This window comes from Buchnera aphidicola (Chaitophorus populicola), assembly GCF_964058995.1.
Classification (GTDB): Bacteria; Pseudomonadota; Gammaproteobacteria; order Enterobacterales; family Enterobacteriaceae; genus Buchnera_J; species Buchnera_J aphidicola_BO.
On the sequence record NZ_OZ060382.1, the window covers coordinates 205,014 to 229,657 of the forward strand.

At 21.0% G+C, this 24,644-nt stretch carries 18 protein-coding genes, 3 tRNA genes and 1 rRNA gene; 13 read left to right on the forward strand and 9 right to left on the reverse strand.

Annotated elements, in window-relative coordinates; genetic code table 11:
- Positions 1-49: 49 nt before the first annotated feature.
- On the forward strand, positions 50-3,544 hold the full coding sequence (dnaE, locus tag AB4W57_RS00910) for a DNA polymerase III subunit alpha (protein ID WP_367677689.1): 3,495 nt from the start codon (positions 50-52) through the stop codon (positions 3,542-3,544).
- 48 nt (positions 3,545-3,592) lie between these two features.
- Here the strand turns inward: dnaE and proS are convergent, their stop codons facing one another.
- Together proS and argS are read right to left on the reverse strand one after the other, a co-directional pair.
- Positions 3,593-4,783, reverse strand: coding sequence for a proline--tRNA ligase (gene proS / locus AB4W57_RS00915; RefSeq protein ID WP_367677690.1), 1,191 nt, complete (start codon positions 4,781-4,783; stop codon positions 3,593-3,595).
- Between the two features lie 1,090 nt (positions 4,784-5,873).
- Entirely contained in the window at positions 5,874-7,619 is a 1,746-nt protein-coding gene (gene argS / locus AB4W57_RS00920) for an arginine--tRNA ligase (RefSeq protein ID WP_367677691.1), read from the reverse strand.
- Between the two features lie 251 nt (positions 7,620-7,870).
- On the opposite strand from argS, the gene AB4W57_RS00925 reads away from it, so the two are divergent.
- The 3 genes from AB4W57_RS00925 (at position 7,871) to AB4W57_RS00935 (ending at position 9,693) form a co-directional block, all read left to right on the forward strand.
- A 16S ribosomal RNA gene (locus tag AB4W57_RS00925) occupies positions 7,871-9,430 on the forward strand.
- A 55-nt stretch (positions 9,431-9,485) separates the two neighbouring features.
- A tRNA-Ile gene (locus AB4W57_RS00930) sits at positions 9,486-9,559 on the forward strand.
- 61 nt (positions 9,560-9,620) lie between these two features.
- Positions 9,621-9,693 (forward strand) — tRNA-Ala (locus AB4W57_RS00935).
- 3 nt (positions 9,694-9,696) lie between these two features.
- Here AB4W57_RS00935 and AB4W57_RS00940 read toward each other — a convergent pair.
- Together AB4W57_RS00940 and rnhA are read right to left on the reverse strand one after the other, a co-directional pair.
- Entirely contained in the window at positions 9,697-10,455 is a 759-nt protein-coding gene (locus tag AB4W57_RS00940) for an MBL fold metallo-hydrolase (RefSeq protein WP_367677692.1), read from the reverse strand.
- A gap of 12 nt (positions 10,456-10,467) precedes the next feature.
- Entirely contained in the window at positions 10,468-10,938 is a 471-nt protein-coding gene (rnhA, locus tag AB4W57_RS00945; RefSeq protein WP_367677693.1) for a ribonuclease HI, read from the reverse strand.
- A gap of 47 nt (positions 10,939-10,985) precedes the next feature.
- On the opposite strand from rnhA, the gene dnaQ reads away from it, so the two are divergent.
- The 5 genes from dnaQ to tadA all read left to right on the forward strand — a co-directional run bounded on the left by dnaQ (position 10,986) and on the right by tadA (position 14,166).
- Positions 10,986-11,708: a DNA polymerase III subunit epsilon gene (gene dnaQ / locus AB4W57_RS00950; RefSeq protein ID WP_367677694.1), complete on the forward strand. Its 723-nt coding sequence runs from the start codon at positions 10,986-10,988 to the stop codon at positions 11,706-11,708.
- A gap of 61 nt (positions 11,709-11,769) precedes the next feature.
- A tRNA-Asp gene (locus AB4W57_RS00955) sits at positions 11,770-11,843 on the forward strand.
- 670 nt (positions 11,844-12,513) lie between these two features.
- Entirely contained in the window at positions 12,514-13,044 is a 531-nt protein-coding gene (locus AB4W57_RS00960; RefSeq protein ID WP_367677695.1) for a nucleotide exchange factor GrpE, read from the forward strand.
- A gap of 154 nt (positions 13,045-13,198) precedes the next feature.
- Positions 13,199-13,678: an SsrA-binding protein SmpB gene (smpB, locus tag AB4W57_RS00965; protein ID WP_367677696.1), complete on the forward strand. Its 480-nt coding sequence runs from the start codon at positions 13,199-13,201 to the stop codon at positions 13,676-13,678.
- 44 nt (positions 13,679-13,722) lie between these two features.
- On the forward strand, positions 13,723-14,166 hold the full coding sequence (gene tadA / locus AB4W57_RS00970; protein ID WP_367677718.1) for a tRNA adenosine(34) deaminase TadA: 444 nt from the start codon (positions 13,723-13,725) through the stop codon (positions 14,164-14,166).
- Between the two features lie 8 nt (positions 14,167-14,174).
- Here the strand turns inward: tadA and acpS are convergent, their stop codons facing one another.
- The 5 genes from acpS to lepA form a co-directional block, all read right to left on the reverse strand.
- Positions 14,175-14,555 carry a holo-ACP synthase gene (gene acpS, locus AB4W57_RS00975; protein WP_367677697.1) on the reverse strand — a complete coding sequence of 127 codons (381 nt, stop codon included), beginning with the start codon at positions 14,553-14,555 and terminating at the stop codon, positions 14,175-14,177.
- A 52-nt stretch (positions 14,556-14,607) separates the two neighbouring features.
- Positions 14,608-15,471: a GTPase Era gene (era, locus tag AB4W57_RS00980; RefSeq protein WP_367677698.1), complete on the reverse strand. Its 864-nt coding sequence runs from the start codon at positions 15,469-15,471 to the stop codon at positions 14,608-14,610.
- Entirely contained in the window at positions 15,468-16,148 is a 681-nt protein-coding gene (rnc, locus tag AB4W57_RS00985; protein WP_367677699.1) for a ribonuclease III, read from the reverse strand. Before rnc ends, era begins: the two co-directional genes overlap by 4 nt.
- Positions 16,149-16,221: 73 nt before the next feature.
- Positions 16,222-17,091, reverse strand: coding sequence for a signal peptidase I (gene lepB, locus AB4W57_RS00990; RefSeq protein ID WP_367677700.1), 870 nt, complete (start codon positions 17,089-17,091; stop codon positions 16,222-16,224).
- 14 nt (positions 17,092-17,105) lie between these two features.
- Entirely contained in the window at positions 17,106-18,905 is a 1,800-nt protein-coding gene (gene lepA / locus AB4W57_RS00995; RefSeq protein ID WP_367677701.1) for a translation elongation factor 4, read from the reverse strand.
- A gap of 252 nt (positions 18,906-19,157) precedes the next feature.
- Here lepA and mnmA point away from each other — a divergent pair, with 252 nt between their 5' ends.
- From mnmA to AB4W57_RS01015, 4 genes are all read left to right on the forward strand, one after another.
- A complete protein-coding gene (gene mnmA, locus AB4W57_RS01000) occupies positions 19,158-20,267 on the forward strand; it encodes a tRNA 2-thiouridine(34) synthase MnmA (protein WP_367677702.1) in 1,110 nt (369 codons plus the stop codon).
- Between the two features lie 45 nt (positions 20,268-20,312).
- Complete coding sequence (gene purB, locus AB4W57_RS01005) at positions 20,313-21,695, forward strand: adenylosuccinate lyase (RefSeq protein WP_367677703.1); 1,383 nt, start codon at positions 20,313-20,315, stop codon at positions 21,693-21,695.
- 37 nt (positions 21,696-21,732) lie between these two features.
- Positions 21,733-22,503 carry an enoyl-ACP reductase gene (locus tag AB4W57_RS01010; RefSeq protein WP_367677704.1) on the forward strand — a complete coding sequence of 257 codons (771 nt, stop codon included), beginning with the start codon at positions 21,733-21,735 and terminating at the stop codon, positions 22,501-22,503.
- A 165-nt stretch (positions 22,504-22,668) separates the two neighbouring features.
- Positions 22,669-24,603 carry an exoribonuclease II gene (locus AB4W57_RS01015; RefSeq protein ID WP_367677705.1) on the forward strand — a complete coding sequence of 645 codons (1,935 nt, stop codon included), beginning with the start codon at positions 22,669-22,671 and terminating at the stop codon, positions 24,601-24,603.
- Positions 24,604-24,644 lie beyond the last annotated feature (41 nt).

The following is a 24,644-nucleotide window of genomic DNA, read 5'->3' on the forward strand; positions in this document are numbered from 1 at the left end:
TAGTTAATATTATTATATTATATAATTTAAAGGAATTAATTCTAAATTTATGTTTAATCCGTCTTTTATTCATTTACGTATACATAGTGATTATTCTATTATAGATGGTTTATCTAAACCAGAGTTGATAGTTGATAATTCTATTTTATTTAATATGCCCGCTGTTGGAATTACTGATTTTACTAATTTTTATGGAGTAATAAAATTTTATAAATATGCTCATAAAAATGGGATTAAACCAATTATTGGAGTAGATTTTAATATTTTATCTGATGATCAAAGTATAAATGAAATAACTATTTTTGCATGTAATAATATTGGTTATGAAAATTTAAAATTATTAATTTCAAAAGCTTATAAAAGAAATTACATTATTTTAAAAGATATTTATATTAAAAAAGATTGGTTAATACAGTATAAAGAAGGTTTAATTATTTTGTCTGGTGGTATAGATGGTGAAATTGGATTATTTTTATTAAACAATAAAGAATATTTGTTAAATCAATCATTAGATTTTTATCAAAAATATTTTGAAAATTATTATTATTTGGAAATTTCTAGAATAGGACGTATAGAAGAAGAAAAATATATAGAAAAAATTTTAAAATTATCTATATTGAGAAATATTCCAATTGTTGCAACAAATAATGTTAGATTTATGAAAAAAAAAGATTTTATTTCTCATATTATTCGAGTTTCTATTCATCATGGAATTTCTTTAAATGAAGCTAAAAAAAAATTTTTTAAATATACAGAAAATCAATTTTTTAAATCTGAATCTCAAATGCAAAAATTATTTTTAGATATTCCTGAAGCTCTTATTAATTCTGTAGAAATTTCTAAAAGATGTAATGTAATTATAGAATTTAAGAAATATTTTTTACCTAAATTTTCTACAGGGAAAATGAGTGCAAAAGATTTTTTAATTAAAAAATCTTTTTTAGGATTAGAAAAAAAATTAAAAGAAATATATTCTAATAATTATAAAAAAAATATTTTAATTAAAAGATTATATCGAAAACGATTAATACATGAATTAAAAGTTATTAATAAAATGCGTTTTCCAGGATATTTTTTAGTAGTTATGGAATTTATTGCTTGGGCTAAAAAAAAAAATATACCAGTAGGTCCTGGAAGAGGATCAGGTGCTGGTTCTTTAGTTGCTTATGTTTTAAGTATTACTGATATTGATCCAATTAAATTTGATTTATTATTTGAAAGATTTTTAAATCCAGAAAGAATATCTATGCCTGATTTTGATGTAGATTTTTGTATGCATAATCGTGATTTAGTTATAGATCATGTTTCTAATGTATATGGAAAAGATTTAGTTTCTCAAATTATTACATTTGGAACTATGACTGCTAAAGCTGTTATACGTGATGTAGGTCGTTCTTTAGGGTATCCTTATGGATTTTTAAATAGACTTTCAAAACTTATTCCATTAGACCCAGGAATTACTTTAAAACAAGCAGTGTTACATTCAAGTGATTTAAATTCTTTATATAAATATGATCATGATGTTAAAGATTTAATTAATTCTGCTAAAAAGTTAGAAGGAGTTATACGAAATGTAGGTAAACATGCTGGAGGAGTAGTTATTGCTCCTACTAAAATTACTAATTTTTCTCCTTTATACTATGATAATTTAGAAAAAAGAAATTCAGTAACACAATTTGATAAAAATGATATTGAAGATATCGGTTTAGTAAAATTTGATTTTTTAGGTTTAAAAACTTTAACAATTATTAAATCTACTATTGAGATGATTAATAAAAATTATGTTAAAAAAAATCAAAAAAAAATATCTATATATAATATTCCTTTAGATGATAAAAAAAGTTTTCAGTTATTAAAAAATGTCCATACTGTTGCTATTTTCCAATTAGAGTCTTATGGTATTAGAGATTTAATTTTTCGATTAAAACCTGATTCATTTGATGAAATTGTTGCGTTGGTAGCTTTATTTCGACCAGGCCCATTACAATCAGGAATGGTAGATAATTTTATTAACAGAAAACATGGACGAGAAAAAATTTATTATCCTGATAAAAAGTGGCAACATAAATTATTAAAACCAATTTTAAAGTCTACTTATGGAATTATTTTATATCAAGAACAAGTTATGAAAATTGCTCAAATATTATCTAGTTATACTTTAGGTGAAGCTGATTTATTAAGAAGAGCAATTAGTAAAAAAAATTCTAAATATATGTCTAATCATCGCTTAAAGTTTCTGAAAGGAGCTAAAAAAAATAATATAAATAAAGTTCTTGCCAAGAAAATTTTTAATTTATTAGAAAAATTTGCTGGATATGGATTTAATAAATCTCATTCTGTCGCATATGCTTTGATATCTTATCAAACAATTTGGTTAAAATCACATTATCCATCTGAATTTCTTGCATCTGTTATGACTATGGATATGCGTTACGCTAATAAAATTATGATTTTAATAGATGAAGCAAAAAGAATGGATGTTAAAGTTTTTGGTTTAAATATTAATTTAAGTAAAAAAAATTTTTTTGTAGATCAAGATCAAAAAATAATTTTTGGTTTAGGAGTTATTAAAGGAATCGGAGATCATGTTATTAATAAAATAATAATTGAAAGAAAAAAACATGGTTTATTTAAAAATATATATGATTTATGTATTCGAGTAGGTCCAAAAATTATTACTAAAAAAGTTTTAGAAAAATTAATATTATCTGGTTCTTGTGATTGTTTTAATCAAAATAGATTATTTTTATATAAATCTATTTCTCATATCGTGCGATCTTCTATTCAATATACTAGTATATTATTATCTAAACAAGTAGATTTTTTGAATCAAGATATTTTATATGAAAAACTAAAATATGATAATAATTTTCCAATAGATTTAAATTGGTCTGAAAAAATTGAATTAGATTATGAAAAATCTGTTTTAGGATTTTATTTTTCTCATCATCCATATAATTATTATTATACAGAAATTAAAAAATATAAAAAAGTTTCTTTATTAAGTTCTGTTTTAAATTTTCCAGATAAAAAAAATATTTATATATCTGGAGTTATATTAAATATAAAAAAATTATTAACAAAAAATAAAAAAAAAATGATGATATTAAATTTAGATGATAATACATCTAAATTAGATATAGTAATTTTTGAAAAAGTATTACTAAAATCAATTACTCTCTTAAAAAAAGATAATATTTTAATTATAAATGGTTATATAAAAAAAAATAATTTTAGAAAAACTTCTTATATTATTGCAAATAAAATTCAAACAGTATATCAAATTAGACAAAAAAAATTATTAAAAATAAAAGTTCTAATAAAAAATTTTAATTTCTCTACAATTTTAATTCAAAAAATAAAAAATTTTTTATATAATTTTATTGGTGGAAAAACTGCTTTATATATTTTAATTTCATCTAATAAAAATTTAGAACAAAAAAGTATTTTTTTAAAAAAAATTTATATATACCCGAAAGATAATTTATTATATTTTTTAAAATCTTTACCAAATTTAATTAAAATTTATAAATTTTATCGTTAAAAATATTTTATTTAATTAAATATTTTAAATAAATTTTTTTAAAATTTTTTATTTTTTTTTTATTTTAAGTTTTTTTAATAAAGTTTTTAAAATATTTTTAATTTTTATATTTTTTTTAGAAGATGTTCTTCTATTTTGTAATTCTATACATTTATTTTTTATTGTATTTTTACTAATGATAATTTTATATGGAAAACCAATTAAATCCGTTTCAGAAAACATCATTCCAGGTTGTTCGTTTGTATCATAAAGAAAAACTTTTATATGTTTTTTTAATTGAAAATATATACTTTCTGTTATTTTTTTTACTAGAAGATCTTTAAAAAAGTTAATTGGTATGATAGAAACTTGAAATGGTGCAATCGAGATTGGCCAAATTATTCCATTTTGATCATGATTTTTTTCAATAATTGCTCCAATTAATCTACTTACGCCAATGCCATAACATCCCATTTCTAAATTTTTTTTTATTTTATTACGAGTTTGAATATAAGTGTTAAAGATTTTAGAGTAAGTTTGATTTAATTGAAATATATGACCAATTTCTATTTGAATATTTTTTTTTGATTTATTATTTATTTTTTTTTTACGATCTTGAATATTTATATAAAATTCATGAGAAATATTTCCGCCAATTACTCCATTTTTTGCTTGTAAAATTTTTACTTTAAGATTCATTTTTTTAAATATTTTTATATATGATTTATATATACTTTTATAAGTATTTTTTAGACATTTTTTATCGGTATGAAAAGAATATGCATCTTTCATAATAAATTCTCTTGCTCGTAATACTCCTGCTTTAGGTCTAATTTCATCTCTAAATTTTGTATTAACTTGATATAAAATAAGGGGTAATGATTTATAAGAATTTATTTTATTTTTAATTAATTGAGTAATAATTTCTTCATGTGTTGGTGATAATATAAAGTTATTCTTATTTCTGTCAATAATTTTAAATAATTCTTTTCCATATAATTTTATTCTTTTACTTTTTTCCCATAATTTTGATGATTGTAAGATAGGCATATGAATTTCTATTGCATTATTTTTTTTCATTTCTTTATGTATAATTTTTATAACTTTTTTAAGTACTTTGATTCCGTTAGGTAACCATGTATATATTCCAGAAGAATTTTTAGAAATCATTCCAGATCTGATCATTAATTGATGACTAATACTACATGTGTTATTTGGTTTTTCTTTTGTTGTTGAAATAAAATATTTTGTTTTTTTCATATATTCCTGTATAGTTTTTTAAAATATTTAAACTTTATTTTTTTGTTATTGAAACTTTTAATTAATTTTTTATTTTTTTTTAAATAATTTTGTTAAATAAATTTAATATAATTAAGTTAAATTTTAATAATATATAAATATTTTAAATAATATATTGAAATAAAAAAATAAAATCAAAAAAATAAATTAATATCTTAAATTTTTTTATAATTTAATTATTTATAAATTGATAAACATTTGAAATAAATTTATTTTTTAATATTATTTTTATAAATTTAATTATTATAATAAATATATTCATATAAATAATAATGAGATTTTTAAATTATAATATTGGTTGTATGAAGCTTATAAAAATATATTTTTTATTAAATATAAGATATAACTTTTTTATATAAATTTTAAATTTAATAATTTATGTTTTTATAGAATTTTTTATAAAAATATATAATAAGTAAATAATATAAATTAATTAATTATTTTTTTTAAGGTTTTAATTTAATTTTTTAAATTAGTAGATTAAATATTTTGTAAAAAATATATATTTATTTTATTTTTTTATTTATATAAATTTTAATATTTTTATTAATATTTATATGAGTTAAGCAAATTTTTTAAAAAAAATTATAAAATAGATATTTAATTACATCATAGATATTTTTATTTAATTTTTATTTTTAAATTTATCTTGCATATATAAAAATTAATTTATTAATTAATGATTTTAATATATATAAAAAATTATATATTCAAAGTAATATATGAGTATATATTTTTTTTTAATATTTTATTTTAATTTATATGAATTAATTCAAAATATATGTTTAATAATTTTTTTTAAAAATTATGATATATTTTATTATAAAATTTAAAAAAATATTAAAATTAATAATAATTTGTTATAAAAAATATTTTAAAATACATAAATTAATGATATTAATAAATTTTTAAATATATGCATAATATTTAAAATTATTTTTTATTTTAATATTAAAATATAAATATTTAAAAATTTATATTTCTTAATTTTTTATACTTTAAATTAAAAATATGTTTTGAAATAAATTTCATGTATATCTTTGAATTAATATTACATAGATTTTGTAACGTTAATGCCTAAAATATTTAATCCTATTTTTAAAATTTTAGAAATTATGTAAGAAATTTTTAATCTAGTAATACAAATTTTTTTATCTTTAATTTTTAGTATATGATATTTTTCGTAGAAATAAGAATATTTAGATGCTAATTCATAAATATAATTACATATTAAATGTGGTTCTCCTTTTTTAGAAGCTTGATATAGAATTTCTTTAAATTGCAAAATTTTTATACATAACAACATTTCAGAATTATTAGATATTTTAATTGTGTAATTTGATTTAATTAAATTTTTATAATCTTTTTTTAAAATAGAAATAATTCTAGTATAGGTATATTGTATATAGAGAGAAGTATTTCCTTCAAAAGATAATACGTTTTTCCAATTAAAGATATAATTAGTGGTTCTATTTTTAGATAAATCAGAATATTTGATTGCTCCTATACCAATAATTTTAGATAATTTCAATAAATTTTTTTTTGAAATTTTTTCATTTTTTTTCAATATTATTGTTTGAGCCCTATTGATAGATTCTTTAATTAATTCTAGTAATTTAATTGTTTTTCCAGAACGTGTTTGAAAAGGTTTATTTTTTTTATTTAGCATCATACCAAACATGTGGTGTTTAACTTTAACTTTTTGTGATATATATCTAGCAAGTTTTGAAATTTTATATACTTGTTTTAAATGTTGTTTTTGACGTGAGTCAATATAATATAATATAATATTTGCTTTTAATTTTTCATATCTGTATTTCATGCATGCAATATCAATAGCTGAATATAAAAAAGATCCATTTTTTTTTTTTAAAACAACACCCATGGTTTTACCTTTTCTATTTTTTATATTTTTTAAAGGAACAATGATATTGTGATTTTTTTGAATAGCAATTTTTTTTTGTATTAAATCTTGAATAATATTTGGTAACATATTTTTATAAAAGCTTTCACCTATAATATGTGTATTATTTAAACTGATATTTAATAATTTATAAATTTTGTTATTTTCTTTAATATTTAATTTAATAATTTTTTTCCATATGTTATAACAATATTGATTATTTTGTTGTAATTTAGCAGTATATTCATCAGATTTTTTTAAAAAATCTTTATTTTTTATACATAATGTCTTTGCTTGACAATATATTTTTTCTATTTGATCAATAGATATGTTTTTAATTTTTGATATTTTTATTTTTTTAACTTTTTTTAAGTAAGCAATTAACATTCCAAATTGGTTTCCCCAATCTCCAATATGATTGCAACGTATAACGTTATATCCAAAAAATTCCATAATACGTGCTGTAGCATCTCCTATAACGGTTGATCGTAAATGCCCTACATGCATAGATTTTGCCATATTTGGAGAAGAGTAATCAATCACTACATTTTTTTTATTTTTATTACATTTGAATTTTGTTTTTATTTTGTTAGAAAATAAATTTGTTATAGATTGTTCTATCCATACAGAATTAAGAAAAATATTTATGAAACATGGTTTAGAAAAAACCATTTTTTGAATCATTTTTTGAGAACTCATGTTTTTAATAATTTTTTTAGATAAAATTTCTGGAGACATATTATTAAAATTAGAAATACTATATAAATTATTTAATTGATAATGTCCATTTTTTTCATTTTTATTCTTTTGAATTATTATTTTTTGATTAATTAAAATTTTACTCTTTATAAGACTTTTTTTTATTTTTTTTCTTAATTTTGATAATATATTCATTTTTTTTCCTAGTATTAGATATATAATTTTAGATATTTTTTTAATTTTATAATATTATATATGTTCTATAAAAATTTTTAATAAAATAAAAAAATATATTTGACAAAAATATAAATATAATATATTATTAAAAAACTTTAGTTGTTAATGTTCTTTAAAAAAATATCAGAAAATCTGTGTGGGCACATAAAATATTAAGTGCAAAAATTATTATTACACAGTTATTGAATTTATTTAATTCAAATTTTTAAAAAATGAAGAGTTCGATCATGGCTCAGATTGAACGCTGGCGGCAAGCTTAACACATGCAAGTCGTGCGGCATCGAAAGAAAAAAATTTATTTTTTTCTTGTCGGCGAGCGGCAAACGGGTGAGTAATATCTGGGGATCTACCCAAAAAAGGGGGATAACTACTGGAAACGGTAGCTAATACCGCATAATGTTAAAAAACTAAAGTAGGGGACTTTTATTTTAAAAGCCTTACGTTTTTGGATGAACCCAGACGAGATTAGCTTGATGGTAAGGTAAAGGCTTACCATGGCAACAATCTCTAGCTGGTCTGAGAGGACGACCAGCCACACTGGAACTGAGACACGGTCCAGACTCCTACGGGAGGCAGCAGTGGGGAATATTGCACAATGGGCGAAAGCCTGATGCAGCTATGCCGCGTGTATGAAGAAGGCCTTAGGGTTGTAAAGTACTTTCGTTAGGGAGGAAAGAAATATATATAATACATATATTTTGTGACGTTACCTAAAAAAGAAGCACCGGCTAACTCCGTGCCAGCAGCCGCGGTAAGACGGAGGGTGCTAGCGTTAATCGGAATTACTGGGCGTAAAGAGCACGTAGGCGGTTTTTTAAGTCAGATGTGAAATCCCTGAGCTTAACTTAGGAATTGCATTTGAAACTAAAAGACTAGAGTATCGTAGAGGGAGGTAGAATTCTAGGTGTAGCGGTGAAATGCGTAGATATCTGGAGGAATACCTGTGGCGAAAGCGACCTCCTGGATGAATACTGACGCTGAGGTGCGAAAGCGTGGGGAGCAAACAGGATTAGATACCCTGGTAGTCCATGCCGTAAACGATGTCGACTTGGAGGCTGTTTCCTTAGAGAAATGACTTCCGAAGCTAACGCGTTAAGTCGACCGCCTGGGGAGTACGGCCGCAAGGCTAAAACTCAAATGAATTGACGGGGGCCCGCACAAGCGGTGGAGCATGTGGTTTAATTCGATGCAACGCGAAAAACCTTACCTGGTCTTGACATCCATAGAATTTTTTAGAGATAAGAAAGTGCCTTCACGGGAACTATGAGACAGGTGCTGCATGGCTGTCGTCAGCTCGTGTTGTGAAATGTTGGGTTAAGTCCCGCAACGAGCGCAACCCTTATCCTTTGTTGCCATCGGTTCGGCCGGGAACTCAGAGGAGACCGCCGGTTATAAACCGGAGGAAGGTGGGGACGACGTCAAGTCATCATGGCCCTTACGACCAGGGCTACACACGTGCTACAATGGCGAATACAAAGAGAAGCAAATCTGCGAAGACAAGCCAACCTCATAAAGTTCGTCGTAGTTCGGATTGGAGTCTGCAACTCGACTCCATGAAGTCGGAATCGCTAGTAATCGTGGATCAGAATGCCACGGTGAATACGTTCCCGGGCCTTGTACACACCGCCCGTCACACCATGGGAGTGGGTTGCAAAAGAAGTAAGTATCTTAACCTGAAAAGGAGAGCGCTTACCACTTTGTGATTCATGACTGGGGTGAAGTCGTAACAAGGTAACCGTAGGGGAACCTGCGGTTGGATCACCTCCTTAAAAGTCACTTTAAAATTTTAAAGTGCCCACACAAATTTTCTGATATTATTATTAAAGGCTTGTAGCTCAGTTGGTTAGAGCACACCCCTGATAAGGGTGAGGTCGGTGGTTCAAGTCCACTCAGGCCTATTAAAACACCTTTATCTTAAATTTTAAAAAAATAATTAATATTTTTAAAATTTTTTTAAAAGGGGCTATAGCTCAGCAGGGAGAGCGCCTGCTTTGCACGCAGGAGGTCAGCGGTTCGATCCCGCTTAGCTCCATTTCTAAAACTCATCTTTTATTTTTCTTAAATTACAAAAATATTCTATTTCTTTATCTGATTTATACCAATAATTAATAATTTCTTGTAAATTTTTTTCTTTAATTCTAAAAAAAATATTCATTTTTTTTTCAAAAATTAAAGAATTATAATTTTTTTGTTTTTTGTAATTTTTATTCATAAACATTAAATATTCTTGAATAAAAATATCTTTTTTAAAAAATTTATGAGAAAAATTTAAATTAGATAATGTATATTGATGTGAGTTAAAAAAAATTGTATTTTTTGGTAATTGCATAATTTTTTGAAGTGAATAATATAATTTTATTGAGTTTCCACCGTTTAAAGTATTTCCACATCCTCCAGAGAATAAAATATCTCCACAAAAAAGATATGGATAACAAAAATAAGAAATATCGTTTTCACTATGTCCTGGTGTAGGAAAAATAAAAAATATATTATTTAAAATATTTATTTTTTGTACGTTGCATATAATTATTTGATTTTTTTTTGATATATTTTTAATTTTTTTTGGTGTAATTATTAATATTTTTGGATAATATTGAATAATTTTATATAAACCTTGTATATGATCATTATGTAAATGCGTAATAAAAACTACTATAGGCGTTAATTTATATTGATTTAATTTATTTATAATAGGATTTGATAATCCTGGATCTATTATAATACATTTATTTTTTTTATATAATATCCAGACTATATTATTTTCTAAAATTTTAATTTCTTTAATTTTAATCATTTTAATACCGTATTATTTATTATATATATAACCAAAATCTATTCTTTTAGGATTTTTTGCAGATTTTTTAGCTTCTATATCACATTTTTCATTATCTTTTTGTCCAGAATGACTTTTAATCCAAAACCATTTTATTTGTATATGATATTTTACAAGTTTATATAATTTTTTCCATAAATCAATATTTTTTACTTTTTTTTTATTTTTTGTAAGCCAATTATTTTTTTTCCAATTTTGAATCCATTTCGTAATTCCATTTTTAACATATTGGCTATCAGTATTAATTTTTATATATGAAGCTATTTTTATTTTTTTTAAACCAATAATTACACTCATTAATTCCATTCGATTATTAGTAGTTAATATAAAGCCTGTACTAATTTTTTTAATAATATTTTGATATTTTATAATTGTACAAAATCCTCCTGGACCAGGATTACCTAAACATGAACCATCTGTAAATACTGTAATAAATTTTTTCATTTTTAAATTTCACTTTTATTTTTATTAAAATGTATAAAGTTATTGATATGAATATATATAATCGTAAAGTTGTTTTAGATACTGAAACTACCGGAATAAATTCTACTGGATCAGTATATTTAAATCATCGAATTATTGAAATTGGTGCTGTTGAAATTATTAATCGTCGTATTACAAAAAATTTCTTTCATGTTTATCTTAAACCGAATCGATTAATAGATAAAGAAGCATATAAAATTCATGGTATATCCGATAAATTTTTATTAGATAAACCTAATTTTTCTGAAGTATATAAAAAATTTATAAAATATATAAAAAATTCACAATTAATTATTCATAATTCTAAATTTGATTTAAGTTTTTTAAATTATGAATTAAGTCTATTAAAAAAAAATATTCCAGAAATTTTAAATTATTGTACTGTTTTAGATACTTTAAAATTATCTAGAAAAATTTTTCCTGGAAAAAAAAATAGTTTAGAAGCTTTATGTAAGCGTTATAAAGTAAATTATCATAGAAAATTACATAGCGCTATTTTAGATGCAAAATTATTAGCTAAAGTGTATTTATTAATGACTTCTCATCAACAATCATTTTTTTCTATTCATAGTTCTAGTAAATTAATGTCTGATGTTAATTCAAATTGTTTTTTAAATAAAAAGAATATTATAAAATATGCTAGCGCAAAAGAAAATACTAGACATGTAAAATATTTAAAACATATGAAAAATAATGGAAATTGTTTATGGATGAAGAATTCAAATAAATAAAATATTGTTTTTTTATAAAATTATAGTATAATTATAAAATAAAATTATTTATATTTTAATTGGTGCGGTAGTTCAGTTGGTTAGAATATCGGCCTGTCACGCCGGGGGTCACGGGTTCAAGTCCCGTCCGCACCGAAATCTTTAAAAAATTTATTAAAAATATTTTTATTTAATTCATATATAAAATATTATAAATATTTTAATTATGATTTTAAATAATTTTTATATGTATAATATATAAATTTTTTTATATAAAAAATTTATTTTTATAAGATTTATTTAATATTTTTATAAAAAAAATATATTATAACTTCAAATATATTACATATTTATTCAAAAATTTTAATGTATAAAATTAAAAAAATTAAAAAAAAATTTTTGAATAATTTATGGAAAATTTTTTAAGAATTTTAATTTTATCTAGAGAAATATGTATTCGACATGTATATTATTGACATTTTAAGTTATTATATGTTATATAGGCAATTTATATTAATTAAAACCATAAAAATAATACAAAAAAATATTTTAATAGTAGATAATTTAGTTAATTCTAATAAAATAGTAAAAAATAATTCGTAATTTATTATTTAAAAAATTATTTTATTACTATTTTTATAAAGCTAAAATAGGTATTCTTGTCATAGATAATTATGTAATAAATATTGATTAAAATACTTAGATTGCATAACCATGAGATATTTTTTTTCTTATAAAAATCTAATTGTCAAAAATTAATAATTAAAATTATTTTTTTTTAAAATTTTATATTTTGTCATATTAATTTTTATAAAAGGTAAATTACATGAATGTTAAAAAAAATAAAAAAAACAAAAATATTTCTAATAAAAATAGTACTTGTTTAGAAATCAAAAACACATTGTTACTTTTAACAAAAAAATACAAAAAATTAAAAAATAAATTATTAAATATACAACAAAATAATCAAATACTTTTTAATAAATGTAATACGCAAATATATAAAAAAATAGATTTAGTTCATAAATTTTCTTTAGAAAAAATTATTATTTCTATATTACCTATACTAGATAGTTTAGAAATAGCATGTCAATCCATTAAAAATTTTCCTGAATATAATAAAATTTATCAAAAATTATTAAAAAATAATATTTTTTTTATAAATATATTATTAAAAAATAATATTAAAATTATTGATACGACAAATATTCCTTTTGATCCTGCTATTCATCAAGCAATGTTTTTGAAATCTACGAAATCTGTTCAAAAAAATTATGTAGTAGAAGTTATGCAAAAAGGTTATTTACTACACAATCGTTTATTAAGGCCAGCTATGGTATCTGTATCTTCAGATTAAAAATTAATAAATGAAATTTTATTATTAAAAAATAATATGTATTTTATTTCTTAAATATTTAAATATTTAAATATTTAATTTTAATAAATATATAATATTTTAAAATATATTATTTAACTCAATATTTGCAAATTTAATAAAAATTATTATTATAATGATAAAAAAAAAAAAACAATTAAATATATTATTTAATAAAAAAGCAAAATTCAATTTTTTTATTAAAAAAAAATTTATTTCTGGTATTGTTTTATATGGATGGGAAGTAAAGTCTATTCGTCAAGGTAAAATTGATATTAGTCATAGTTATGTAGCCTTACGTTCTAATGAAATTTATTTATTAAATTGTGAAATTCAACCTTTAAAAACATCTACTATAATTAAGAATAATTTTTTAATTCAAAAAAATAGAAATATAAAATTATTGCTTTTAAGAAAAGAAATTAATTTTATTGCTTCTCAAGTAAATAAATATAAATATACTATTATTCCTATTTCTTTATTTTGGAAAAAATCTTTTTGTAAGCTCGAAATTGGTTTAGCTATCGGAAAGAATTTATATGATAAAAGACAATCTAAGAAAAATAAATTTTTAAAAAGAGAGTTGTCAAAAAATTTTAAACGTTTTCAATGTTAATATTTAGATATATGATATTATAACATGTGTATAAAAATGAAAATATGAATGAACATTGGATGAAACTTGCTTTATTTTTAGCTAAAATTTCTTTTAATCAAGGAGAAGTTCCTGTTGGATCAGTATTAGTTCATTTAAATAAAGTAATTAGTATAGGATGGAATAATTCTATTACAAATAATGATCCTACAGCGCATGCAGAAATTATTGCATTAAGAAATGGAGGAAAATATTTGAAAAACTACAGGTTATTAAATACTAAATTATACGTAACATTAGAACCTTGTATTATGTGTTTAGGAGCAATTTTAAATAGTCGAATTAATACATTAATTATAGGAGCTAGTAGAAAAAATAATTTTAAAAATATTCTTTATGATACAAATTTTATTTATAGTTCCAATAGCTTTAAAATTAAAATCATAAAAAATATTTTAAAAGATGAATGCTCTAATTTAATGAAAAAATTTTTTATAAATAAAAGATAAGAAAATTATTATGATTCCAAAATTACAATAGCTTGCGCATATTTTTTTTCATCTGTAAAGCTAATATGTGATTTTTGAATTCTTAATTTTTTTTTGTAATATAAAGCATTTTTAAGATAATTTATTTTTAATTGTTTTTTTTTATTATAATAAATTTCAATATTTTTAAATGATATTCCATTTTTCATTCCTGTTCCCATAGCTTTACATGTTGCTTCTTTAATAACAAAACTTCTTATTATAAATTTTATTTTTCTATTGCTTTTTTTATAAAAAAAGTGTTCTTTATTTGATAAAATTTTATTTAAAAAATTTTTTTTATATGTTTGTAATATCTTTTTAATTCTTTTTATCCTTAATATATCTATTCCAATTCCTATAATTTTCATTTTATTTTTTTTACATGTAATGTTTATTTTTATTAAAATTATTTATATTTTTTTATATTAAATCTTTTTTAATATTTCTAATCCATATAAAAAGATGTACTTTTGTATTTAAAATTTTTTCTATTTTTTGTTTAGATATCACACTACATAATTTTATTTTTTTTCCATTTTTTCCAATAAAAATTTTTTTTTGTCTTAAATATAAAACATAAATTTCAGCATGAATAATTATTTCTTTTTTTACATTTTTTTTAATTGATTTAATTTTTATTTTACATGAATAAGGTAATTCATCTCCAAAATATCTCATTATTGTTTCTCTGATTACTTCATGTATTTGAAATTTTAAGGAATAATTATTATTTTGATTTTTCTTAAAAATATGTTTATTAATAGGAATATATTTTTTAATAATTTTTTCTAAAATTTTTATATTATCTCCGGTTTTAGATGAAACCGGTATAATTTTTGTTTGAGAAAATTTTTCATTTAAATATTTAATAAATGGTAATATGATACTTTTTTTTTTAATTTTATCTATTTTGTTTATAACAATTAAATTTGGAATATTTTTTTTATTAAAAAAATTTAATAAATAACTATTATTAATATCCCAAATTATTTTATCAATTACTAAAATAACTAATTTTAAATTGTTTATGTTTATATTTTGTAACTTTAAATTTTTGTAAATGTTTATATTTTTTTTGTTTTCAAATCCTGGAGTATCAATGTATATAAATTGATAGTTTTTAATTGTTTTAATTCCTAAGATATTTTCTCTAGTAGTATTTTTTTTTTTAGAGGTTATAGAAATTTTTTTTCCAATTAATTTATTCATTAAACTAGACTTTCCAGAGTTTTGATTTCCTATAATTATTATTTTTCCGCAGTATTGATTTTTTATTTTTTTCACTCGATTCCTAATTTTATTAAAGCATATTGAGCAGAATTTTGTTCTGCTTTTCTTCTGCTAGATCCTATTCCAATTAAATTTTCAGAAATATTTAAAATTTTACATTGTACTGTAAATAATTGATTATGTGCTTCTCCATATACTTGCACAACAGTATAAGTAGGTAATGGTAAATGCTTAGATTGTAAATATTCTTGAAGTCTAGTTTTAGAATCTTTTTGAGCAGCTCCAGGACTAATTTTTTCTAATCTTTTTTTATACCATTTTAAAATTAATTTTTCTATAGTTTTGATATTACTATCTAAAAATACACTTCCAATAATTGCTTCGACAGTATTTGCTAATATAGATTCTCGCCTAAAACCTCCACTTTTAAGTTCTCCTTGCCCAAGTTTTAAATATTCTCCTAATTCAAATTCATGTGCAATTTTTGCTAATGTATGCCCTCTAACTAATGTTGCTCGCATACGACTCATATCTCCTTCATTTACATCAGGAAAAAACTTGTATAAAGCTGTTGCAATTACAAAACTTAGAATAGAATCTCCTAAAAATTCTAATCTTTCATTGTGATTGATTCCAGAACTTCTATGAGTTAATGCTTGTTTTAAAAGTTCTTTTTTAGTATATACATATCCTATTATTTTTTGTACTTTTTTTGTTTCAGAGTAATCCATGATATACCAATATTTTTAAATTAAAATGTAATAATTAAAGATGTAAATTTTATTTTTTTTAAAATTGTAAATTTTATTTAATCATTTGTCCAATTCTATAAAATCTTATTCCAGTTGGCCATTCATTTTCATTTTGTTCTAAACTAAACCATATCATACTTACTTTACCTATAATATTTTCTTCAGGCACTAATCCCCAATATCGACTATCAGAACTATTATCTCTATTATCTCCCATAACAAAGTAATAACCATCTGGAATATTCCAAGTTCCTAATTTATTTAATTTTTGTTTATAATAAAATTTTTCTTGATCTATACGATTTTTTGATATAAGAATATTATAGTGATTATCGTTATTTATTTCTTCTACAACTATATTATTTTTTAAATCTAAAATATTTTTATCTTGAAAAGTATTTTTTATAAATTTTTTATATGTTACTAAATTCATAAAATATAAATATTTATTATATTTATGATAAATAGATAGTTGTTTAGTAAAAGGATTATATTGTACTTTATCTCCAGGTATTCCAATAATTCTTTTTACAAAATTTAAATTTGTATTATAAGGATATTTAAATATTACAATATCACCTCTAAGAGGATGCGCTATATTAAAGAGTATTTTTTGATTAAATGGATTAATTATATTATAAGCAAATTTTTTTACTAAAATATAATCTCCTACAAATAAAGAAGGTAACATAGATGTAGAAGGAATTTGAAATGGTTCAAATATAAAAAATCTGAAAATAAATGTAAAAATTAAAATTGGAAAAATATTACTTATAGAATCTTCTTGCGAATTTTTATAATCATTATATTCTTTTTTTGTAAGATGATATCTATAATATAAATTTTTAATTACTTTTGATGTCCACACTAGACCTATGAAAATTATAAATAGTGTAAAAAATGTAGAAAATATATTATACATTAAGTTGTCCCTTATTAAGAATTTTTATTTATATTTAAAACAGAAAAAAATGCTTCTTTTGGTAAATTAATATTTCCAATTTTTTTCATTTTTTTTTTTCCTAATTTTTGTTTATTTAATAATTTTTTTTTTCTTGAAATATCTCCTCCATAACATTTAGATAAAACATTTTTTCTTAATTGTTTTATAGTAGCACGTGCTATAATTTTATTTTTAACTGAAGCTTGTATTAAGATATCAAATTGTTGTCGAGGAATAATATTTTTCATTTTTTCAATAATTTCTTTTCCTTTACGTAAACATTTTTTTTCATGTGTAATTATAGATAACGCATCAACTTTTTGATTATTAATTAATATATTTAAACATACTAAATTAGATTTTTTAAATTTTTTAAATTTATATTCTAAAGAGGCATATCCGCTAGAAACAGATTTAATTTGATCAAAAAAATTTAAAACTATTTCTGACATTGGAATATCATAAGTTAAAGATATTTGATGTGTATGATATACCATTTTTTTTTGAATTCCTCTTTTTTCTATACATAAAGAAATTATATTTCCAATATATTTTGAAGGCAATAAAATAATGCATTCTGCAATAGGTTCTCGTATTTCTTTATATGTTCCTTTTTGAGGAAAATTAATTGGAGAATTTATATGTAAAACTTGATTATCTTTAACCATTTTTACTTCATAAATTACTGTTGGAGGAGTAGAAATTAAATTAAGATTATATTCTCTTTCTAATCTTTCTTGAATAATTTCCATATGTAAAATACCAAGAAAACCACATTTAAAACCAAACCCTAAAGCTGATGAATTTTCTGGTTCATAAAATAATGATGCATCATTTAAACTAAGCTTACCCAACGCATCTCTAAAATTTTCATATTGATTAGAATTAATTGTATATAATCCAGCATATATTTGAGGTGTGATTTTTTTAAAACCTGGAAGAGGATATTTACAGGGATTTTTAGAAGAAGTTAAAGTATCTCCTACTGGAGCAGCTAATATATTTTTTATACCGCATATAATCCATCCTACTTCTCCGCATTTTAATTTATTTAAAGATATTTGTTTGGGTGTAAATATTCCAAGTTTTTCTACTTTATAATTTTTTTTTGAGCTCATTACTTGTATAGAAGATCCTTTTTTTAAAAATCCGTTTTTAATTCTTATTAAAGAAACTACTCCTAAATAATTATCAAACCATGAATCAATTATTATTGCTTGTAAAGGTTTATTTTGATTTCCTGTCGGAGAAGGAATTTTTTGTATAATTTTTTCTAATAAAAGATTAATGCCTAAACCTGTTTTTGCTGAACAAGAAATAGCATTTTTAGAAGAAATTCCAATAATATCTTCTATATCTTTCATAATTCGTTTAGAATCTGCATGCGGTAAATCAATTTTATTAATCACAGGAATAATTTTTATATTCATATTTAAAGCTGTATAACAGTTTTCTAGCGTTTGAGCTTCTATTCCTTGAGTAGCATCAATTACTAATAATGCTCCTTCACATGCTGATAAAGAACGTTTTACTTCGTAAGAGAAATTAACATGTCCTGGAGTATCAATAAAATTTAAATAATATTTTTTATTATTTTGAGCTGTATATGTTGTAGTAACTGTTTGAGCTTTAATAGTAATTCCTCTTTCTTTTTCTATATCCATTGTGTCTAGCATACGTGTAGATATTTCTCTTTTTTTTAAATTTCCGCAGATTTGAATTAATCTATCAGCTAGAGTAGATTTTCCATGATCTATATGTGCAATAATAGAAAAATTTCTTATTTTTTTCATTAATTTTTATATACCATAAATTATTTTAAATAAATAATGATTAAAAATTTTTAAAAATTAAAGTTATTATAAATAATTTTATATTTTGTATTATATTACGATATATTAATATTTTTATTTAATAATTTAAATATTAATTATATAATAAAATTTTATTTTTAAATTTTTTATTAAAATACTATAACATAGTTAATTATGAGAATGAATATTCAGTTAATTTTTATTGATATGAAAAATTTTAAAGGTTAATTTATGATATGTAGAAAAAAAAAAGTTATTGTTGCTATGTCTGGAGGTGTTGATTCTTCAGTAACTGCATGGTTGTTAAAAGAAAAATATCATGTTGAAGGTTTATTTATGAAAAATTGGGAAGAAGAAGATAATTTTGGATATTGCAATTCTAAAAAAGATCTTCAAGATGTTGAAAATGTATGTAAATCTTTAAATATTTTTTTACATAAAGTTAATTTTTCTTTAGAATATTGGACATATGTTTTTAAAAATTTTTTATTAGAACATAAAAAAGGTAGAACTCCGAATCCAGACATATTATGTAATAAAAAAATTAAATTTAAAATTTTTTTAAAGTTTGCTATAGAAAATTTAAATGCTGATTATATATCTACCGGGCATTATGCTATAAATTTTATAAAAAATAAAGATCATTTTTTATTAAAAGGTAAAGATAAAAAAAAAGATCAAAGTTACTTTTTATATACGTTAAAACAAAAACAATTAAAAAAAATATTGTTTCCGTTAGGATCTTTTAAAAAAACACAGGTCAGAGAAATTGCAAAAAAAATTAATTTAAAAGTTTATAATAAAAAAGACTCTACAGGTATTTGTTTTATTCAACCTAAGTTTTATAAAGAGTTTTTAAATCGATATTTATCTTCTAAACCCGGTATTATTATTACTACTAAAAAAGAAATTATAGGTCAACATAACGGGTTATTTTATTATACGTTAGGTCAAAGAAAAGGATTAAATATAGGAGGATTAAAAAAATATCGTAGTAGTCCATGGTATGTTATAGATAAAGATATCAAAAATAATATTTTAATTGTAGATCAAGGAATTAATAATAAATATTTATTATCTAAAGGATTAATTCTTAAAAAAGTACATTGGATTAATAAAAAAAATATTGCTTTTCCTATGAGTTGTAAAATTAAAACTCGATATTCTGAAACTGAAAATAATTGTATAATAGAAAAAAAAAATAAGTATATTAAAGTAACTTTTTTAAATCCAATTTCTTCTGTGACCCCTGGTCAATCTGCAGTATTCTATTTAAAAAACATTTGTTTAGGCGGTGGCATTATTCAGGATAAAATTCCATTAGTTAAAAAATTTTTTTAAATAAAATATTAATAAAATTTTTTATTATTAAAAAGGAAAAAAATTTTGAAATATATAAATTTAAAAAATATTTCTCCATTGGATGGTCGATATAAAAATTTAACTAAAGATTTAAGAAATATTTTTAGTGAATATGGATTTATTAAATATAGATTAATAGTAGAAATTTATTGGTTAAAATATTTATCTAAAATTCCAGAAATTAAAGAATTATGTTTATTTAATAAAAAAATAAATAATTTTTTAAATATGATTATTGAAAATTTTAGCATAAAAGATGCTTATGAAATAAAAAAAATTGAAAAATTAACAAATCATGATTTAAACTCTATTATTTGTTTTTTAAAAAATAAGCTTTCTTCAATTAAAAATGCAAATAATATTATTGAATTTATTCATTTTGGATGTACTTCTGAGGATATTAATAATATAGCTTATGCATTAATGTTAAAAAAATCTAAAAAACAACATATTTTAAAATATTGGAAAAAAATTATTGATTATATGGACTATATGTCAATAAAATATAAAAAATCTGTAATTTTATCTAGAACTCATGGACAATCTGCTACACCATCTACAATGGGAAAAGAAATTGCAAACTTTTCTTATCGATTAAAAAGACAATTTAAACAATTTAAAAAAATTAAAATTTTAGGAAAATTTAATGGTGCTGTAGGAAATTATAATGCTTTACTTATAGCATATCCAAATTTAAATTGGGAAAAAATTAATAGAAATTTTGTAAATTCTTTAAATATTTTTTGGAATCCTTATACTACTCAAATAGAACCTCATGATTATTTGTCAGAATTTTTTTCTTGCATATTTAGATTTAATACTATTTTGATTGATTTTAATAGAGATATTTGGGGATATATTTCTTTAAATTATTTTAAACAAAAAATAAATTTTAATGAAACTGGATCTTCTACAATGCCTCATAAAGTGAATCCTATATATTTTGAAAATTCTGAAGGAAATTTAGGTATTTCTAATGCTTTAATACAACATATTTCATGTAAATTACCTATTTCTAGATGGCAAAGAGATTTAAGTGATTCTACTGTACTCAGAAATTTAGGAAGTATTATATCATATTCTATAATTAGTTATCATTTTATTTTATTAGGATTAAAAAGAATTAAAATTAATAAAAAATATATTCATTATGATTTAAGTAAAAATTATTCAATATTATTAGAACCTTTACAAATTATTATGCGTAAGATGGGTATACAAAATTCTTATGAAAATATTAAAAATTTATTTAGAGGAGAAAAAGTTAATGAAAAAATAATAAAAAAATTCATTAATAATTTAAATATTTCTGATTCTGAAAAAAAGAAATTATGTAGTTTAACTCCTTTTAATTATATAGGAAAATCTTCTGTTCTAGCAAAAAAAATTATATTTTATAAATATTAATTTTTATAAATTATAACTAATTTATTAAAGGTTTAAAATGGGGATTTTATTAAATAAAAAAATTTTAATTATTGGTTTACATAATAAATTTTCTATAGCATATGGTATTTCTAAAGCTATGTATTGTCAGGGTGCAGAATTAGCATTTACATATAAAAATAAAAAATATAAACATAAAATTCAAAATATAGCTAAAAAATTTAATTCTAATATTATCTTAAAATGTGATATGAGAAAAAATTCTCACATTAAAAAACTATTTTTAAAATTAAAAAAAATATGGTCTAGTTTTGATGGTTTTGTACATTCTATAGCATATTTAAACAAAAAATATTTACAAAAAAATTATATTGATTCAATTAATCAAAAATCTTTTCAAAAATCACATCATATAACTTCATATAGTTTTTCAGCAATAGCTAAATATTGTCGATTTATTTTAAATGATAATTCTGCTTTGTTAACTATATCTTATGTCGGTTCTCGAAAATTTATTCCAAATTATAATTTGATGGGATTAGCTAAAGCTTCTTTAGAAGCTAATGTAAGATATTTAGCAAGTTCTTTAGGTCCTAAAATTAGAGTAAATGCAATTTCTGCAGGTCCAGTAAAAACAGTTTCTTCATATGGCATTAAAAATTTTAAAAAAATTTATTCTATATATCAAAAATTTTCTCCAATAAAAAGAAATATATCAACTAAAGAAATAGGAAATGCAGCATCTTTTTTAGTCAGTAATTTATCTTCTGGAATTACAGGTCAAATTATATATGTAGATGGAGGATTTAATACAGTTGGATTATTTTAATTTTTTTAAAATTCTTATTTAGTAATTTAGTTTGGTCTTTTTTGAAAATCATAGTATATTAATTTAATGTATTTTTATGTTTAAAGTATTAAATGTTTATATACATAAATTTTATTTATATAAATTTTTAAATATTTTAATCTAATATTTTTAGGTTAAATGATAATGTTTTATAATAACAGTATATTAATACAGTTAAAAAAAAAATTTAAAAAAAAAAATGTGAGAATTGAAGGAATAGTAAAAAAATCTGAGAAAGGTTTTGGATTTTTAGAAACAGATTCAAAGAATAGTTATTTTATTCCACCAAAAAAAATAAAAAAAGTTATGCATGGAGATAAAATTATTGCGAAAATAGGATTTTCAAAAGATAGACAAATAGTTATTCCAGAAAAACTTATAGACTCTTTTTTAAAAATTTTTATCGGTAGACTTCAAAAAATTAATCAACAACTATTTATTATACCAAATTATGCATTTTTAAAAGAATATATTCCATGTACATTTTTAATAAATCAAATATCTGATTTTAAATCAGGAGATTGGTTTATAGCAAAATTAACGAAACATAAATTAGATGATGATTTATTTCATGCTGAACTAATTAAATTTATTGCTAAAAAAGAAGATCCATTTACACCATGGTGGATAACTTTATCAAAATATGATTTAAAAAAAGAAGAACCTAAAATTAATATAGATAATATTTCTTTTATTAATTCTAATAAAAGATTAGATTTAACAGATTTGTCTTTTATTACTATAGATAATAATAATACTAAAGACATTGATGATGCTTTATTTATTCGAAAAATTTCTAATAATTTTGAATTAATAGTTGCTATATCTGATACAACATCTTTTATTCATGTTAATAGTGAATTAGATGAAATAGCTTCTAAAAGAGCTTTTACAAATTATTTACCTGGATTTAATGTTCCTATGTTACCAAGAATATTATCTGAAGATTTATGTTCATTAAAACCACATAAAAAACGTCCAGTATTAGCATGTAAAATGATTATATCTGAAACAGGTGAAATAAAAAAAAATAGTAAGTTTTTTTTAGCATGGATTCAGTCTAAAGAAAAATTATCATATAAGAATGTTTCAGATTGGTTAGAAAATAAAAGTAATTGGTTGCCATCTACAGAAAATATTATACAACAATTGAAATTTTTGCATCAATTATGTATATCTAGAATTAAATGGAGAAAAAAATATGCTTTAATTTTTCCAGAAAGATTAGAATACAAATTTCATCTATCTTCTAATGGAGAAGTTTTAAGAATTTCAAATGATACAAGAAGAATTGGACATAAAATAGTAGAAGAATGTATGATATCTGCTAATTTAACTGCAGCAAAACTATTATCTCAAAAAGATGGTTTTGGATTATATAATAATCATTCTGGTTTTGATGAATCTAGCGCTAAACAAATTTCATTATTACTGGAAAAAAATAACATTTTCCTTACTTCAAAAGAAATATTAACTTTAAGAGGTTTCCGTACTTTATATAAAATATTAAGAAAAAAAAAATATAAATACTTAAGTAGTAGAATTAGAAAATTTCAATCTTTTAGTGAGTTCAGTTTTAATCCTAATCCTCATTATGCTTTAGGATTTAAAAAATATGCTACATGGACATCACCAATTCGAAAGTATGGAGATATTATTAATCATAGGTTTTTAAAATCAATGATTTTAAATGAAACACCTATTGCAGTAAAAAAAAATACGTTAAAAAAAATATCTAGTCAAAAAAGAAAACATAGGTTATCAGAAAGAGAAATAGAAGATTTACTATATATTCAATATTTTCAGAAAAATGATTTTAAAAATGAAATATTAAAATCAGAAATAATAGATATTTCTAGAGGTGGTATTAGAGCAAAATTATTAGATACAGGAGCAAATATTTTTATTCCAAATTCTTATATTCATAATATTCGTTCAGAATTAGAATTAAATACAGAAGAAGGTTTAGTTTATATTAATAACAAAATATTTTATAAAATATCAGATATTATTTTCGTGCAGATTAAAGATATTAGAATGGATACAAAAAGTATTATAGCAAAAATAATTAAAAATTAAGTAAACAGCTTAAATTAAATAAATTTTAATCAACATATGAG

What these genes read in the sequence shown, in the direction of transcription:
- dnaE (WP_367677689.1), top strand. Translation starts at nt 50, where the DNA reads ATGTTTAATCCGTCTTTTATTCATTTACGTATACATAGTGATTATTCT.
- proS (WP_367677690.1), bottom strand. Translation starts at nt 4,783, where the DNA reads ATGAAAAAAACAAAATATTTTATTTCAACAACAAAAGAAAAACCAAAT.
- argS (WP_367677691.1), bottom strand. Translation starts at nt 7,619, where the DNA reads ATGAATATATTATCAAAATTAAGAAAAAAAATAAAAAAAAGTCTTATA.
- AB4W57_RS00940 (WP_367677692.1), bottom strand. Translation starts at nt 10,455, where the DNA reads ATGATTAAAATTAAAGAAATTAAAATTTTAGAAAATAATATAGTCTGG.
- rnhA (WP_367677693.1), bottom strand. Translation starts at nt 10,938, where the DNA reads ATGAAAAAATTTATTACAGTATTTACAGATGGTTCATGTTTAGGTAAT.
- dnaQ (WP_367677694.1), top strand. Translation starts at nt 10,986, where the DNA reads ATGAATATATATAATCGTAAAGTTGTTTTAGATACTGAAACTACCGGA.
- AB4W57_RS00960 (WP_367677695.1), top strand. Translation starts at nt 12,514, where the DNA reads ATGAATGTTAAAAAAAATAAAAAAAACAAAAATATTTCTAATAAAAAT.
- smpB (WP_367677696.1), top strand. Translation starts at nt 13,199, where the DNA reads ATGATAAAAAAAAAAAAACAATTAAATATATTATTTAATAAAAAAGCA.
- tadA (WP_367677718.1), top strand. Translation starts at nt 13,723, where the DNA reads ATGAATGAACATTGGATGAAACTTGCTTTATTTTTAGCTAAAATTTCT.
- acpS (WP_367677697.1), bottom strand. Translation starts at nt 14,555, where the DNA reads ATGAAAATTATAGGAATTGGAATAGATATATTAAGGATAAAAAGAATT.
- rnc (WP_367677699.1), bottom strand. Translation starts at nt 16,148, where the DNA reads ATGGATTACTCTGAAACAAAAAAAGTACAAAAAATAATAGGATATGTA.
- lepB (WP_367677700.1), bottom strand. Translation starts at nt 17,091, where the DNA reads ATGTATAATATATTTTCTACATTTTTTACACTATTTATAATTTTCATA.
- lepA (WP_367677701.1), bottom strand. Translation starts at nt 18,905, where the DNA reads ATGAAAAAAATAAGAAATTTTTCTATTATTGCACATATAGATCATGGA.
- mnmA (WP_367677702.1), top strand. Translation starts at nt 19,158, where the DNA reads ATGATATGTAGAAAAAAAAAAGTTATTGTTGCTATGTCTGGAGGTGTT.
- AB4W57_RS01010 (WP_367677704.1), top strand. Translation starts at nt 21,733, where the DNA reads ATGGGGATTTTATTAAATAAAAAAATTTTAATTATTGGTTTACATAAT.
- AB4W57_RS01015 (WP_367677705.1), top strand. Translation starts at nt 22,669, where the DNA reads ATGTTTTATAATAACAGTATATTAATACAGTTAAAAAAAAAATTTAAA.